Annotated in this window: 14 protein-coding genes and 1 riboswitch; of the genes, 9 read left to right on the top strand and 5 right to left on the bottom strand. The window is 57.1% G+C overall.

The window, feature by feature from the left end; all coding sequences use genetic code 11:
* Positions 1 to 170 precede the first annotated feature (170 nt).
* The 4 genes from GNG26_RS01030 to nudC are packed head-to-tail and all read right to left on the bottom strand — an operon-like array spanning position 171 to position 3,362.
* The gene (locus GNG26_RS01030) at positions 171 to 761 is read right to left on the bottom strand and encodes a YjaG family protein (RefSeq protein ID WP_156237498.1); all 591 of its coding nucleotides are present in this window, start codon (positions 759 to 761) and stop codon (positions 171 to 173) included.
* Between the two features lie 41 nt (positions 762 to 802).
* On the bottom strand, positions 803 to 1,474 hold the full coding sequence (gene nfi / locus GNG26_RS01025) for a deoxyribonuclease V (RefSeq protein WP_103825476.1): 672 nt from the start codon (positions 1,472 to 1,474) through the stop codon (positions 803 to 805).
* Positions 1,475 to 1,483: 9 nt separating this feature from the next.
* Positions 1,484 to 2,548, bottom strand: coding sequence for a uroporphyrinogen decarboxylase (gene hemE, locus GNG26_RS01020; protein WP_103825475.1), 1,065 nt, complete (start codon positions 2,546 to 2,548; stop codon positions 1,484 to 1,486).
* 40 nt (positions 2,549 to 2,588) lie between these two features.
* Positions 2,589 to 3,362, bottom strand: a complete 774-nt coding sequence (nudC, locus tag GNG26_RS01015; protein ID WP_156237497.1) for an NAD(+) diphosphatase — start codon at positions 3,360 to 3,362, stop codon at positions 2,589 to 2,591.
* Positions 3,363 to 3,457: 95 nt separating this feature from the next.
* Between nudC and rsd the strand changes: the two genes are divergently transcribed.
* From rsd to GNG26_RS00970, 9 genes are all read left to right on the top strand, one after another.
* Positions 3,458 to 3,955 (top strand): sigma D regulator, encoded by a 498-nt coding sequence (gene rsd, locus GNG26_RS01010; protein ID WP_103825473.1) that lies wholly within the window; start codon positions 3,458 to 3,460, stop codon positions 3,953 to 3,955.
* Positions 3,956 to 4,008: 53 nt separating this feature from the next.
* Positions 4,009 to 4,117, top strand: a riboswitch (TPP riboswitch).
* A 77-nt stretch (positions 4,118 to 4,194) separates the two neighbouring features.
* The gene (gene thiC / locus GNG26_RS01005; protein WP_156237496.1) at positions 4,195 to 6,090 is read left to right on the top strand and encodes a phosphomethylpyrimidine synthase ThiC; all 1,896 of its coding nucleotides are present in this window, start codon (positions 4,195 to 4,197) and stop codon (positions 6,088 to 6,090) included.
* Positions 6,090 to 6,725 carry a thiamine phosphate synthase gene (thiE, locus tag GNG26_RS01000; RefSeq protein WP_156237495.1) on the top strand — a complete coding sequence of 212 codons (636 nt, stop codon included), beginning with the start codon at positions 6,090 to 6,092 and terminating at the stop codon, positions 6,723 to 6,725. The genes thiC and thiE overlap by 1 nt, the downstream gene beginning before the upstream one ends.
* Positions 6,718 to 7,473, top strand: coding sequence for a HesA/MoeB/ThiF family protein (locus GNG26_RS00995; RefSeq protein WP_156237494.1), 756 nt, complete (start codon positions 6,718 to 6,720; stop codon positions 7,471 to 7,473). Before thiE ends, GNG26_RS00995 begins: the two co-directional genes overlap by 8 nt.
* Positions 7,457 to 7,657 (top strand): sulfur carrier protein ThiS, encoded by a 201-nt coding sequence (thiS, locus tag GNG26_RS00990; RefSeq protein ID WP_103177806.1) that lies wholly within the window; start codon positions 7,457 to 7,459, stop codon positions 7,655 to 7,657. Before GNG26_RS00995 ends, thiS begins: the two co-directional genes overlap by 17 nt.
* A gap of 1 nt (position 7,658) precedes the next feature.
* The gene (thiG, locus tag GNG26_RS00985; protein WP_156237493.1) at positions 7,659 to 8,429 is read left to right on the top strand and encodes a thiazole synthase; all 771 of its coding nucleotides are present in this window, start codon (positions 7,659 to 7,661) and stop codon (positions 8,427 to 8,429) included.
* Positions 8,426 to 9,559 (top strand): 2-iminoacetate synthase ThiH, encoded by a 1,134-nt coding sequence (gene thiH / locus GNG26_RS00980; RefSeq protein WP_156237492.1) that lies wholly within the window; start codon positions 8,426 to 8,428, stop codon positions 9,557 to 9,559. The genes thiG and thiH overlap by 4 nt, the downstream gene beginning before the upstream one ends.
* 290 nt (positions 9,560 to 9,849) lie before the next feature.
* The gene (locus GNG26_RS00975) at positions 9,850 to 10,155 is read left to right on the top strand and encodes a PTS sugar transporter subunit IIB (protein ID WP_103825467.1); all 306 of its coding nucleotides are present in this window, start codon (positions 9,850 to 9,852) and stop codon (positions 10,153 to 10,155) included.
* A 3-nt stretch (positions 10,156 to 10,158) separates the two neighbouring features.
* The gene (locus GNG26_RS00970; protein ID WP_039028884.1) at positions 10,159 to 10,476 is read left to right on the top strand and encodes a PTS lactose/cellobiose transporter subunit IIA; all 318 of its coding nucleotides are present in this window, start codon (positions 10,159 to 10,161) and stop codon (positions 10,474 to 10,476) included.
* A 118-nt stretch (positions 10,477 to 10,594) separates the two neighbouring features.
* Here GNG26_RS00970 and rpoC read toward each other — a convergent pair whose 3' ends face one another.
* Positions 10,595 to 14,818: a DNA-directed RNA polymerase subunit beta' gene (rpoC, locus tag GNG26_RS00965; RefSeq protein WP_103825466.1), complete on the bottom strand. Its 4,224-nt coding sequence runs from the start codon at positions 14,816 to 14,818 to the stop codon at positions 10,595 to 10,597.
* Positions 14,819 to 14,838: the final 20 nt, after the last annotated feature.

Below are 14,838 nucleotides of genomic sequence, written 5' to 3'. Positions count from 1 at the left end.
GTGTTTATCGCTTGCTAAGCATCGAGTGCGACGAAAATGCCAAAAAAGCACTCTCCTGCATACACGCACCGATAGCCACTTTTTTTCGCCCCCCAAATGTAGACCAGACGGGGGGCAGAAGGGAAGAGTAGAGGCATGACAAAACAGGCGTTAAATCACGTTTTGTTGTCTCACTGGTTAAGATTTATACCAATGTTACTCTCGCCTGCCTCACGCAAGTCTGCACGCAGACCTTTAATCAGCTCGATATCGCGTTCTTCACAGTCTGCCAGTAAACGGAATATTTCCCACTGGATGTCCCATTCCTGCTCAATGGCCGGGTTCAGACGGAGCTCTTCATCGGTCATTTCACGCCCTTCCTGGGTCATCTCCAGCATCGCTACGGTAGTAATAGAGGCCTTACTGACTTCGATGGCATGTTCCAGCGTTTCACCACTCAGACGCGAGTGAATAAGTTCACTTAGCGCTACACAGGCATCAATCGCCGGGTAGACGCCATAGACATCATAGTCATCGGCAACCGGGATCGCCTCTTCCAGCTTATCGAGCTGGGTGTCGAAGTTCACCTTCGCATCTTTAACCGTCAGCGTTTCCCACACCAGATCGAGAATACGACGATAGAGTTGACCATCACCAAATTCGGTCTGCTTGCAGAACATGGCATAGTTCGGATACATACGTTCGCACAGACAGGCCATAAAAGTGACGTGCTGCCAGCTTTCCAGCTTCTCAAGGCGCAGGTGAATCGGGTTTTGTAACATGATGATGTCTCGAATCGAAAATTGGCCGCAGTTTACCTGATTCAGCGCTGAATTTCCTGCCAACGAACAAACGCCGGACGCCCGGAAGCTACCGCATCGGCCCAGCGGGTCGGCTCCGGTAGCCGGTAGCCCCGCATACAGCGCTGCACCCACGCCAGCGCGGTGTCGGTACTGACGCGATGGCCGGTGGCGACGAACAGTGGATTACACCGGGCTTTGCTGCGCCAGACCCACGCCAGCTGTTCGCCTTTATCCATTAAGGGTGCCAGCGCGCCGGGTTCGGGCGGCAGGGGATCAAACTTACCGCAGAGGCGTTTTTTCGCCACGCCGATGGTCGGAACATCCACCAGCAGCCCAAAATGGCTGGCAACGCCGAGACGGCGCGGGTGAGAGATGCCATGCCCGTCAACGAACAGCAGATCGGGTCTTTGCGAAAGCTGATCCCACGCCGCCAGCAGCGCGGGATATTCACGAAAAGAGAGGAAGCCGGGGATGTAAGGCATGGTGGTGGCGATGCGCGCCACCTGGTACTCAACCAGTTCCAGTTCGGGGTACGTCAGCAGCACTATCGCCGCCCGCGTCACCTCTCCACCCTGCTCAAACCCCACATCGGCCCCGGCAATCAGCGCGGGTGGGTCTTTATCCAGACGATCCTCACGGGATACAGACGCAGCGAGTTTAAGTTGTTGAGCGCGAAGTGACGCAAGATCCATAACGACTCCTTACAGATGATACTGGGCAGAAAGTCGGTGCACCGCCTCCACAAACACGCCTGCATGCTCTGGCGGTACATCCTGATGAATACCGTGCCCCAGGTTAAAGACATGGCCCTCGCCCTGACCGAAGCCCGCCAAAATGGTCGCGACTTCTTCTTCAATTCGGGCGGCCGGAGCATACAGCATAGACGGATCCATGTTGCCTTGCAGGGCGACTTTGTCACCCACGCGGCGGCGCGCATCGGCAATATCGGTGGTCCAGTCGAGACCCAGCGCATCACAGCCGGTTTCTGCCATCGCCTCCAGCCACTGGCCTCCGCCTTTGGTGAACAGCGTTACCGGCACGCGACGGCCTTCGTTTTCACGCAGCAGGCCATCAACGATTTTATGCATGTAATAGAGCGAGAACTGCTGATAATCGCGACCCGTCAGTACCCCACCCCAGGTATCGAAGATCATCACCGACTGGGCGCCCGCTTTGATCTGCGCGTTCAGGTACAGGGTGACGCTTTTCGCCAGCTTATCCAGCAGGGCATGGAGCGCCAGCGGATCGGCGTACATCATCTTTTTGATCACGGTAAAGGCTTTGCTGCTGCCCCCTTCAACCATGTAGGTCGCCAGGGTCCACGGGCTGCCGGAGAACCCAATCAGCGGCACTTCGCCTTTCAGCTCGCGGCGAATGGTGCGCACCGCATTCATCACATAACCGAGTTCCTGCTCCGGGTCCGGGACAGGCAGGTTGTCGATGTCCGCTTTGCTCTTAATCGGCGAGCTAAAACGCGGGCCTTCCCCGGTTTCAAAATAGAGCCCAAGCCCCATCGCGTCCGGGATGGTCAGAATGTCAGAGAAGAGGATCGCCGCGTCCAGCGGGTAGCGGCGCAGCGGCTGAAGCGTGACTTCACAGGCCAGCTCCGCATTTTTGCACAGGGACATGAAATCGCCTGCCTGCGCCCGGGTGGCTTTATATTCCGGTAAATAGCGACCCGCCTGGCGCATCATCCATACCGGGGTGACATCAACGGGTTGGCGCAGCAGCGCACGCAGATAACGATCGTTCTTCAGTTCGGTCATTTTTGCAGTTCCTTAAGCGTCTTGTCCCCAGTGTATCACGTCATTCATAGTCGGCCCGACACATTGCCACGGTATCTTCTATCAGGCGACGCGCCACAGTGCCTGGCGGCGGGAGCAGCGGTAAATCGTCGTAGCGATACCAGTCGGCTGACAGCAGCTCTTTCGGGTCGATGACGATCTCGCCGCTGTCGTACTCGGCCATAAAAGCGGTCATCAGCGACTGTGGGAACGGCCAGGGCTGGGAGGTGACATAGCGCAGGTTCTTCACCTTGATGCCGCTCTCTTCCATCACTTCCCGGGCGACGGCCTGCTCCAGGGTTTCGCCCACTTCGACAAACCCGGCCAACACGGTATGCACCCCGTTACGATGACGCGTGTGCTGCGCCAGCAGGATAGTATCTTCACGACGAATGGCGACGATGATGCACGGCGCGATTTGCGGGTAGTAGCGTTCGCGGCAGTGGCTGCAGAGCATGGCCCACTCGGTTTTGCTTGGGTGCATGGTGTGACCACAGTAGCCGCAGTATTTATGCGAGCGATAAAACTCGGCCAGCTGCACAGCACGCCCGGCCAACTGGAACAGACCCACATCGAGATCGAGCACCTGGCGTACCGATCCCATATCGTGACGACGATTTTGTTGGATCAACCACACAGGATCGCCCTGCCACTCCCCGATATTGAGTGCGGGTTGACCCGCAAGATCGAAATTTCCGGCCTCGCCATGTGGTAATTCACCACCGGGCAACCATAATTTCTGTTCATGGCTGACGAACCACCAGCCGCGATCCGATTTTTCAATTATACGATCCATATCTATTGCACTACCTTTGCTTCACAGGCATGTTGGTAACAATACTATTACATTTTGGGTGGGCAGCTTTTAATCTTAACCTTGCGGAGTCAAACATGCTAAACCAGCTAGAAAACCTGACAGAGCGCGTTGGCGGATGTAACAACCTGGTCGATCGCTGGCTGCACGTGCGCAAACATCTGCTTGTTGCCTACTACAACCTCGTTGGCATTAAGCCTGGCAAAGAGTCCTATATGCGTCTGAATGAAAAAGCGCTGGACGATTTCTGTCAGAGCCTGGTCGACTACCTTTCTAACGGCCATTTCAATATTTATGAGCGCATTATCGGTGAAATGGAAGGTAACAGCCCGTTTTTAGCGGCCACCAAACTCTATCCCCTGCTGGAAGCCAATACCCAGCAAATCATGGATTATTACGACTCCACGCTTGAGAATGCCATCGATCAAGATAATTATCTGGAATTTCAGCAGGCGCTCTCTGATATCGGCGAGGCGCTGGAGCAGCGATTTACGCTGGAAGATAACCTGATCGCCCTTGCGCTGGATCACAATTTGAAAGCGAGTAACGAAGATAACGTCGCCAGACCGGCTTGAGTTATTTATCGTTAACGCGTAATTTACATTTACTGCTCCCGCTGTAGGGGAGCACATTCTTGTCGGAGTGCCCAGTGCGAAAGCCGGGCTGAGACCGTTAATTCGGGATCCGCGGAACCTGATCAGGTTAAAACCTGCGAAGGGAACAAGAGTCAATCTGTCATGTATCGCCACTGGGCGATCCTCTCTTGCTTCATCCGTCGTCTGACAAGCCACTTCCTCACTTTCTGGAACGAGCTATGTCTGCCACAAAATTGACCCGCCGCGAACAGCGCGCACAAGCCCAACACTTTATCGACACCCTGGAAGGCACCGCTTTCCCTAACTCAAAACGGATCTATCTGACGGGTTCGCAGGACGATATTCGCGTGCCCATGCGCGAGATCCAACTCAGCCCGACGCTCGTCGGCGGCAGCAAAGAGGATCCGCAGTTTGAAGAGAACGAAGCAGTGCCGGTCTACGACACGTCCGGCCCGTACGGCGATCCGGCGATAACCATCAACGTACAGCAGGGGCTGGCGAAACTGCGCCAACCCTGGATTGAGGCACGTAACGACTGCGAAGCGCTAACCGAACAAAGCTCAGCTTACACCCGGGAGCGCCTGGCCGATGATGGTCTGGACGAGCTGCGCTTCTCCGGCCTTCTCACGCCGAAACGTGCCAGGGCGGGCAAATGCGTCACCCAGTTGCACTATGCCCGCCAGGGGATCGTGACCCCGGAGATGGAATTTATCGCCATTCGCGAAAACATGGGCCGCGAGCGCATCCGCACCGACGTGCTGCGCCACCAGCATCCAGGCGAAGGGTTTGGTGCCCGCCTGCCGGAGAACATCACCCCGGAGTTTGTCCGTGACGAAGTTGCCGCCGGACGCGCCATTATCCCGGCCAACATCAACCACCCGGAGTCGGAGCCGATGATTATCGGCCGTAACTTCCTAGTGAAAGTGAATGCCAACATCGGTAACTCAGCGGTCACCTCGTCTATCGAAGAGGAGGTGGAGAAACTGGTCTGGTCGACCCGCTGGGGCGCGGACACGGTGATGGACCTCTCTACCGGGCGCTATATTCACGAAACCCGCGAGTGGATCCTGCGTAACAGCCCGGTGCCTATTGGTACGGTGCCCATCTACCAGGCGCTGGAGAAGGTGAACGGCATCGCCGAAGATCTCACCTGGGAGGCTTTCCGGGATACCCTGCTGGAGCAGGCCGAGCAAGGCGTCGACTACTTCACCATCCACGCCGGCGTGCTGCTGCGCTACGTGCCGATGACGGCTAAGCGCCTGACCGGTATCGTCTCCCGCGGCGGTTCAATCATGGCGAAATGGTGCCTCTCCCACCATCGGGAAAACTTCCTCTATGAACACTTCCGCGAAATCTGCGAGATCTGCGCCGCGTACGACGTGTCGCTGTCGCTGGGCGATGGCCTGCGTCCGGGCTCCATTCGCGATGCCAACGACGAGGCGCAGTTTGCTGAGCTGCACACCCTCGGCGAGCTGACCAAAATTGCCTGGGAGTATGACGTGCAGGTGATGATCGAAGGCCCGGGCCACGTGCCGATGCAGATGATCCGCCGCAACATGACCGAAGAGCTGGAGCACTGCCACGAAGCGCCGTTCTATACCCTGGGGCCGTTGACCACCGATATCGCACCGGGTTATGACCACTTCACCTCCGGGATTGGCGCGGCGATGATCGGCTGGTTCGGCTGCGCCATGCTCTGCTACGTCACACCGAAAGAGCACCTCGGCCTGCCGAACAAAGAGGACGTAAAACAAGGGCTGATTACCTACAAGATAGCCGCCCATGCCGCCGACCTTGCGAAGGGCCATCCGGGGGCACAGATCCGCGATAACGCTATGTCGAAAGCGCGCTTCGAGTTCCGCTGGGAAGATCAGTTCAACCTCGCTCTCGACCCCTTCACCGCCCGCGCCTACCACGACGAAACCCTGCCGCAGGAGTCCGGCAAAGTGGCGCACTTCTGCTCCATGTGCGGGCCAAAATTCTGCTCGATGAAAATCAGCCAGGAGGTGCGCGACTACGCCGCGGCGCAGACCATCGAAGTGGGCATGGCCGACATGTCGGAAACCTTCCGCGCCCGGGGCGGCGAGATCTACCTCAAAAAAGAGGAGGCGTAATGTATCAACCCAACTTCCCGCCGGTCCCGTTTCATCTGGGGCTCTATCCGGTGGTCGACAGCGTGGCCTGGATCGAACGCCTGCTCGCTGCGGGCGTAAAAACGATCCAGCTGCGCATCAAAGATAAACAGGACGATGAGGTAGAAGCCGACGTCGTCGCGGCCATTGCTCTGGGGCGTCGCTACGATGCACGCCTGTTTATCAATGACTACTGGCGCCTGGCGATCAAGCATCAGGCGTACGGTGTGCATCTCGGTCAGGAGGATCTGGAGACCACCGAGCTTGAGGCCATTCGTGCCGCCGGTTTGCGTCTCGGCGTGTCGACCCATGACGATATGGAGATCGACGTGGCGCTGGCGGCGCGTCCCTCCTACATCGCGCTGGGGCACGTTTTCCCCACCCAAACCAAGCAGATGCCATCGGCCCCGCAGGGGCTGGAACAGCTGGCCCGCCATATCGACCGGCTCGGGGATTACCCCACCGTCGCCATCGGCGGTATCAGTCTCGAACGCGCGCCTGCGGTCCTGGCGACCGGTGTAGGGAGCATCGCGGTGGTGAGCGCCATTACCCAGGCCGACGACTGGCAGGCGGCGACAACACAGCTATTGCAACTGGCGGGGGCGGGCGATGAATGACCGTGACTTTATGCGCTACAGCCGCCAGATCCTGCTGGAAGATATCGCCATTGACGGGCAGCAAAAGCTACTCGCCAGCCGGGTGCTGGTGGTCGGTCTGGGCGGATTAGGCGCTCCGGCGGCGCTCTACCTGGCCGGCGCCGGGATCGGCACGCTGGTGCTGGCCGACAATGATGAGGTTCATCTGAGTAATTTGCAGCGCCAAATCCTCTTTACCACCGACGATATCGCCCAGCCAAAAGCGCAGGTGACAGAACGTCGCCTGCAGCAGCTCAATCCCGACATCCGGCTGATCGCTCTGCAGATCCGCCTGGAAGGCAGCGCGTTGGAGGAAGAGATTGCCCGCGCCGACGTGGTGCTGGACTGCACCGATAACATGGCTACCCGTCAGGCGATCAATGCCGCCTGTGTGATGCTCAATACGCCGCTTATCACCGCCAGCGCCGTGGGCTTTGGCGGACAGATGATGGTGCTGACGCCCCCCTGGACGCAGGGCTGCTACCGCTGCCTGTGGCCGGAGGATGACGAGCCGCAGCGTAACTGCCGCACCGCGGGTATTGTCGGGCCGGTGGTTGGCGTGATGGGAACCCTGCAGGCGCTGGAGGCGATCAAGCTGCTCAGCGGCATTGAGGCCACGCGCAATACGCTACGCCTGTTCGACGCCCGGGCGGGAAGCTGGCGGCAGCTGGCTTTACAGCGCGCCAGTGGATGCCAGGTGTGTGGAGGGCGGCATGCGGATCCTGTTTAACGACGAACCGATGCAGTGCGTAGAGGGATTAACCGTCGCCACCCTGCTCTCCCAGCTATGCCAGTTAAAACCCGGGGTCGCGCTGGCCCTGAATCAACAGATCCTGCCGCGCGAGCAGTGGGAAAAACAGCAGGTGCGCGAAGGCGATCAGATCCTGCTCTTTCAGGTGATTGCCGGAGGCTGAGATGTTACGTATTGCTAATAAAACCTTTGATTCACATCTGTTTACCGGCACGGGAAAATTCGCCTCGCCGCAGCTGATGGTGGACGCGATCCGGGAGAGCGGCAGCCAGCTGGTGACGCTGGCCATGAAGCGGGTCGATCTGCGTAATCACAACGACGCCATTCTGGCGCCGCTGCTGGAGGCGGGGGTCAGCCTGCTGCCCAATACCTCTGGCGCCAAAACCGCGGAAGAGGCGCTATTCGCGGCCCGGCTGGCGCGTGAGGCGCTGGGAACGCACTGGCTCAAGCTGGAGATCCATCCCGACGCTCGCTGGCTGCTGCCCGATCCCATCGAGACACTGAAAGCGGCGGAGCTGCTGGTCAAAGAGGGGTTCACGGTATTGCCCTATTGCGGTGCCGATCCGGTGCTCTGCAAGCGGCTCGAAGAGGCGGGTTGCGCGGCGGTGATGCCGCTCGGGGCGCCGATAGGCTCCAATCAGGGGCTGGAAACCCGCGCGATGCTGGAGATTATTATTCAGCAGGCAACCGTGCCGGTGATCGTCGATGCCGGGATCGGCGTACCCAGCCACGCCGCGCAGGCGCTTGAGATGGGTGCCGACGCCGTACTGGTCAACACCGCCATTGCGGTCGCGGACGACCCCGTCACGATGGCGCGGGCGTTTCGTCTGGCGGTGGAGGCTGGCGTGCTGGCACGCCAGTCTGGCCCTGGCGCCCGGAGCGTTGAAGCCCACGCCACCAGCCCGTTAACCGGCTTTTTGGAGGCGTTATCATGAAAACTTTTACCGATCGCTGGCGCCAGCTCGACTGGGACGATATTCGCCTGCGTATCAACAGTAAAACTCCTGCGGATGTGGAGCGGGCATTAAACGCCCGCCAGCTTACCCGCGAAGATATGATGGCCCTGCTCTCCCCCGCCGCCAGTGGCTATCTGGAGCCGATGGCGCAGCGAGCCCAGCGGCTGACCCGTCAGCGCTTTGGCAACACGGTGAGCTTTTATGTTCCGCTCTATCTCTCCAACCTCTGCGCGAACGACTGCACCTACTGCGGCTTCTCCATGAGCAACCACATCAAGCGCAAAACGCTGGATGAAAACGAAATTGCCCGGGAGTGTGCCGCGATCCGCGAGATGGGGTTTGAGCACCTGCTCCTGGTCACCGGTGAGCACCAGACCAAAGTCGGAATGGACTATTTTCGCCGCCATATCCCGGCGATTCGCCGCCAGTTCGCCTCATTGCAGATGGAGGTTCAACCGTTGTCAGAGACCGAATATGGCGAACTGAAAACGCTGGGGCTGGATGGCGTGCTGGTCTATCAGGAGACCTACCATGAGGCGGTGTATGCCCAGCACCATCTGAAAGGTAAAAAGCAGGATTTCTTCTGGCGGCTGGAGACCCCGGATCGACTGGGCCGCGCCGGGATCGACAAGATCGGCCTCGGGGCGCTAACCGGGCTTTCCGACAGCTGGCGCGTCGACAACTTTATGGTGGCGGAACATCTGCTGTGGCTGCAGCAGCACTACTGGCAGAGCCGGTATTCAATCTCTTTTCCCCGGCTGCGACCCTGCGCCGGGGGGATCCAGCCCGCGTCGATCATGGATGAACGCCAGCTGGTGCAGACCATCTGCGCGTTTCGTCTGCTGGCACCGGAGGTGGAGCTGTCGCTCTCCACCCGGGAATCTCCCGCGTTTCGCGATCGCGTCATTCCCTTGGCGATCAATAACGTCAGCGCCTTTTCAAAAACCCAGCCCGGCGGCTATGCCGATGATCATCCCGAGCTGGAGCAGTTTGCGCCGCACGACAACCGTCGCCCGGAAGCTGTCGCCGAGGCGCTCAGCCTGCAGGGATTACAACCCGTCTGGAAAGACTGGGACAGCTGGCTGGGACGCGCCTCGCAATCAGGCTGAAAAAAACGGTAATCCGGTGAAGTTATTACGAGGCGTCACGTAACCTCATCAACGGGCCGTTGCTGTAACGCGCCCGAATTTTTACGCTTGTTTCGTCAGCAGAGGATGCTGACCAGGGCGGAAAGCTTCTTCCTCGTTTCGCCCTGCCCTCCCCATTCTGTAACAGTTGTAACCGGTTTCAGAAAATGCAGGTTTCTTTGTGATGCTTCACACACAATCGCGGTAACGCGGTTGTCGTAACGGACAGTGCGGGATAATTATCAATAAACACATGTACATTGGGGCTGACTATGAAGAACATCGTTTTATGCTGTGCAGCGGGAATGTCCACCAGCATGCTGGTTCAACGCATGAAAGACGCCGCGCAGAAAAAAGGGGTCGACGTAACCATTAAAGCCGTACCGGTTGCTGAGTTTAAAGATGAAATCGCCGCAGCCGACATTATTTTGCTTGGCCCGCAGGTCAAATACGAACTGAATAATCTTCAGGCCCAGGCGGAACCGCTGGGTAAGAAGGTCGCGGTTATCGACATGATGGATTACGGCATGATGAAAGGTGATGCCGTACTGGAAAAAGCCCTTAAACTGCTGGAGTGAAGCATGGAAGATTTAGAAACGATCATTATGGAATTGCTGGTGAATGCCGGTGCAGCCCGTAGCTCAGCATTAACCGCGCTGCAGATGGCGCGTAAAGGTGATTTTGCCGAGGCTGAAAAAGCGATGGAAGAGTCACGGGAGTTCGTCAAACAGGCGCATTCTATCCAGACTAAATTGATTGGTCTTGATGAAGGCACCGGCAAGCTCCCGGTAAATCTGATCACCGTTCACTCGCAGGATCACCTGATGAACGCGATGGTCATTCAGGATCTGGCCGGGGATATGATCGAGCTGTATCGCCGTTTGCCACTGGTGAACTAACACCGAACCGTAGACCGGGTAAGCGTAGCGCCACCCGGCAACAATCACACCAGACTCGCCGTACATCAGACAAAAAAAAACCCGCCGAAGCGGGTTTTTTAATGGGCTGACTTAACGATTACTCGTTGTCAGAACCGCCCAGGCCTGCGTTCAGCAGCTCTGCCAGGCTGGCAGAGGCATCTTCAGCAGTTACCTGCGGCGCAGCAGGGATTTCGCCCGCTGCGCGACGGCGCATACGATCCTGGTGGTAGGCATAACCAGTACCAGCCGGGATCAGACGACCCACGATAACGTTCTCTTTCAGACCGCGCAGTTCGTCGCGTTTGCCCGCAACGGCTGCTTCGGTAAGCACACGAGTGGTCTCCTGGAACGATGCCGCGGAGATGAAGGACTCGGTTGCCAGAGACGCTTTGGTGATACCCAGCAGATCGCGCGCGAAGGACGCACCGATTTTGCCATTCGCTTCCAGATCGCGGTTAGCAATCTTAACGCGAGAGTATTCAACCTGCTCACCTTCGAGGAAGTCGGAGCTACCGGCATTCACGATGGTGGCTTTACGCAGCATCTGACGAACGATAACTTCGATGTGCTTATCGTTGATCTTAACGCCCTGCAGACGGTAAACGTCCTGTACTTCGTTGGTGATGTAACGCGTTACCGCGTGTACGCCACGAAGACGCAGAATGTCGTGCGGCGCTTCCGGACCGTCGGAAACCACGTCACCACGTTCTACACGTTCACCTTCAAACACGTTGAGCTGACGCCATTTTGGAATCATCTCTTCGTACGGATCGCTGCCATCCAGCGGCGTGATCACCAGACGGCGCTTCCCTTTGGTCTCTTTACCGAAGGAGATGATACCGCTGATTTCAGCCAGGATTGCCGGCTCTTTCGGACGACGTGCTTCGAACAGGTCCGCAACGCGTGGCAGACCACCGGTAATATCCTTGGTACCGCCGGATTCCTGAGGAATACGCGCCAGGGTGTCACCAGAGCTGATCTGTACGCCATCTTCCAGCTGAACAATCGCTTTACCTGGCAGGAAGTACTGAGCCGGCATATCGGTGCCTGGGATCAGAACGTCGTTGCCGTTAGCATCAACGATTTTCAGGGCCGGACGCAGATCTTTACCACCCGAGGTACGTTCTGCAGAGTCCAGAACCACCAGAGAAGAGAGACCGGTCAGTTCGTCGGTCTGACGAGTAATCGTCTGGCCGTCGATCATATCGGTAAAGCGAATGAAGCCCGCCACTTCGGTGATAACCGGCATGGTGTGCGGATCCCAGTTTGCTACGGTTTCGCCGCCTGCAACCTGCTCGCCGTCGCCTTTCGCCATCACAGCACCGTAAGGCACTTTATAGCTCTCTTTGGTACGACCGAATTCGTCGATCAGCTTCAGCTCGGTGTTACGGGAAGTGATAACCAGTTTACCGCTGGAGTTCACAACCGACTTCGCGTTGCTGAGCTTGATGCTACCTTTGTTTTTCACCTGGATGCTGGATTCAGCAGCCGCACGAGATGCCGCACCACCGATGTGGAACGTACGCATCGTCAGCTGTGTACCCGGTTCACCGATGGACTGTGCCGCGATAACACCGATTGCTTCACCTTTGTTGATGATGTGGCCACGCGCCAGGTCACGACCATAGCAGTGCGCACAAACACCAAAGTCGGTGTCACAGGATACAACGGAACGTACTTTCACGGAGTCAACAGAGTTCACTTCCAGCAGATCACACCACTGCTCGTTCAGCAGAGTGTTACGCGGAACCAGAATGTCTGCAGTGCCCGGCTTCAGAACGTCTTCAGCGGTCACACGACCCAGTACGCGATCGCGCAGCGGCTCTTTAACATCACCACCCTCGATAACCGGGGTCATGGTGATACCTTCGAGGGTGCCACAATCGTCTTCGGTAACAACCAGGTCCTGCGCAACGTCTACCAGACGACGCGTCAGATAACCGGAGTTAGCTGTTTTCAGTGCGGTATCCGCCAGACCTTTACGCGCACCGTGCGTGGAGATGAAGTACTGGAGTACGTTCAGACCTTCACGGAAGTTCGCGGTGATTGGCGTTTCGATGATGGAGCCATCTGGCTTCGCCATCAGACCACGCATACCTGCCAGCTGACGAATCTGTGCTGCAGAACCACGCGCACCGGAGTCGGCCATCATGTAGATGCTGTTGAAGGAGACCTGCTGCTCTTCTTTACCTTCACGGTTGATTACCGTTTCAGTCTGCAGGTTGTCCATCATCGCTTTGGATACACGATCGTTCGCCGCTGCCCAGATATCGATAACTTTGTTATAGCGTTCGCCTGCGGTTACCAGACCAGACTGGAACTGCTCCTGGATCTCAGCAACTTCAGCTTCCGCTTCAGAGATGATCTCGTGTTTCTTCTCTGGGATGACCATGTCATCGATACCAACAGATGCACCTGAACGCGCTGCATATGCAAAGCCGGTGTACATTGTCTGGTCAGCGAAGATAACAGTCGGCTTCAGACCCAGAATGCGGTAACAGGTGTTCAGCATTTTGGAGATCGCTTTCTTACCCAGCGCCTGGTTGACGATGGAGAAAGGCAGACCTTTCGGTACGATCATCCACAGAATGGCACGGCCAATGGTCGTGTCTTTCAGGCTGGTTTTCGCAACGAATTCACCGTTTTCATCTTTTTCATATTCGGTGATACGCACTTTAACGCGCGCATGCAGAGAGGCCAGGCCAGCGCGATAAATACGCTCAGCTTCTTTCGGGCCAGTCAGCACCATGCCTTCGCCTTTGGCGTTAACACAGTCACGGGTCATGTAGTACAGACCCAGTACAACGTCCTGAGAAGGAACGATGATTGGTTCACCGTTCGCTGGAGACAGGATGTTGTTAGTAGACATCATCAGCGCACGCGCTTCGAGCTGGGCTTCCAGCGTCAGCGGTACGTGAACAGCCATCTGGTCACCATCGAAGTCGGCGTTATAGGCCGCACAAACCAGCGGGTGCAGCTGGATAGCTTTACCTTCGATCAGTACTGGCTCAAATGCCTGGATACCCAGACGGTGCAGGGTTGGTGCACGGTTCAGCAGTACCGGGTGTTCGCGGATCACTTCGTCCAGGATATCCCAAACGACAGCTTCTTCACGCTCAACCATTTTCTTAGCGGCTTTGATGGTGGTGGCGAGGCCACGCAGTTCCAGCTTGCCGTAGATGAACGGTTTGAACAGCTCCAGTGCCATTTTCTTCGGCAGACCGCACTGATGCAGACGCAGGTATGGACCAACGGTGATTACAGAACGACCGGAGTAGTCAACACGCTTACCGAGCAGGTTCTGACGGAAACGACCCTGCTTACCTTTGATCATGTCGGCCAAAGATTTCAGAGGACGTTTGTTAGAACCGGTGATCGCACGACCGCGACGACCGTTATCCAGCAGGGCATCTACCGCTTCCTGCAGCATACGTTTTTCGTTGCGTACGATGATATCCGGCGCAGCCAGATCCAGCAGACGTTTCAGACGGTTGTTACGGTTAATGACGCGACGATAGAGATCGTTCAGGTCAGATGTCGCGAAACGACCACCATCCAGCGGAACCAGCGGACGCAGATCTGGCGGCAGAACCGGCAGAACGGTCAGGATCATCCACTCTGGTTTGTTACCAGACTGAACGAACGCTTCCAGCAGTTTGATACGCTTGGTCAGCTTTTTACGCTTGGTTTCGGAGTTGGTTTCGTTCAGCTCTTCACGCAGCTGCTCGCACTCCTGCTCCAGATCCATGCTCTTCAGCAGGGCCTGGATCGCTTCCGCACCCATCTTCGCGTCGAATTCGTCACCGAACTCTTCCAGCGCGTCCAGATACTGCTCTTCGGTCAGGATCTGGTTACGTTCCAGATTGGTCATGCCGCCTTCGATAACCACATAGGATTCGAAGTAGAGAACACGTTCGATATCGCGCAGCGGCATATCCAGCAGCAGGCCGATACGGGACGGCAGAGATTTCAGGAACCAGATGTGGGCAGTCGGAGACGCCAGCTCGATGTGGCCCATGCGCTCACGACGCACTTTAGTCTGGGTCACTTCAACGCCGCACTTCTCACAGATCACACCACGGTGTTTCAGGCGCTTGTACTTACCGCACAGGCACTCGTAATCTTTTACTGGCCCGAAAATACGCGCACAGAAAAGGCCGTCACGCTCAGGTTTGAACGTACGGTAGTTGATGGTTTCCGGCTTTTTAACTTCACCGAAAGACCATGAACGGATCATGTCTGGCGAGGCCAGAGCAATTTTGATCGCATCAAACTCTTCGGTTTTAGTTTGCGCTTTCAGAAACTTTAATAAGTCTTTCACGGATTTGCTCCCGTCGGAGT

Source organism: Leclercia sp. J807, from assembly GCF_009734465.1.
In the GTDB taxonomy this organism is placed as follows: Bacteria; Pseudomonadota; Gammaproteobacteria; order Enterobacterales; family Enterobacteriaceae; genus Enterobacter.
The sequence above is the reverse complement of the archived record's forward strand: the minus strand, read 5'-3'. Positions and strand labels throughout refer to the sequence as shown.

Excerpts from the sequence above, each read along its gene's own strand:
- GNG26_RS01030 (WP_156237498.1), bottom strand. The coding sequence starts at position 761 with ATGTTACAAAACCCGATTCACCTGCGCCTTGAGAAGCTGGAAAGCTGG.
- hemE (WP_103825475.1), bottom strand. The coding sequence starts at position 2,548 with ATGACCGAACTGAAGAACGATCGTTATCTGCGTGCGCTGCTGCGCCAA.
- GNG26_RS00995 (WP_156237494.1), top strand. The coding sequence starts at position 6,718 with ATGAATGACCGTGACTTTATGCGCTACAGCCGCCAGATCCTGCTGGAA.
- thiE (WP_156237495.1), top strand. The coding sequence starts at position 6,090 with ATGTATCAACCCAACTTCCCGCCGGTCCCGTTTCATCTGGGGCTCTAT.
- rsd (WP_103825473.1), top strand. The coding sequence starts at position 3,458 with ATGCTAAACCAGCTAGAAAACCTGACAGAGCGCGTTGGCGGATGTAAC.
- thiG (WP_156237493.1), top strand. The coding sequence starts at position 7,659 with ATGTTACGTATTGCTAATAAAACCTTTGATTCACATCTGTTTACCGGC.
- nfi (WP_103825476.1), bottom strand. The coding sequence starts at position 1,474 with ATGGATCTTGCGTCACTTCGCGCTCAACAACTTAAACTCGCTGCGTCT.
- GNG26_RS00975 (WP_103825467.1), top strand. The coding sequence starts at position 9,850 with ATGAAGAACATCGTTTTATGCTGTGCAGCGGGAATGTCCACCAGCATG.
- thiS (WP_103177806.1), top strand. The coding sequence starts at position 7,457 with ATGCGGATCCTGTTTAACGACGAACCGATGCAGTGCGTAGAGGGATTA.
- thiH (WP_156237492.1), top strand. The coding sequence starts at position 8,426 with ATGAAAACTTTTACCGATCGCTGGCGCCAGCTCGACTGGGACGATATT.
- GNG26_RS00970 (WP_039028884.1), top strand. The coding sequence starts at position 10,159 with ATGGAAGATTTAGAAACGATCATTATGGAATTGCTGGTGAATGCCGGT.
- thiC (WP_156237496.1), top strand. The coding sequence starts at position 4,195 with ATGTCTGCCACAAAATTGACCCGCCGCGAACAGCGCGCACAAGCCCAA.
- nudC (WP_156237497.1), bottom strand. The coding sequence starts at position 3,362 with ATGGATCGTATAATTGAAAAATCGGATCGCGGCTGGTGGTTCGTCAGC.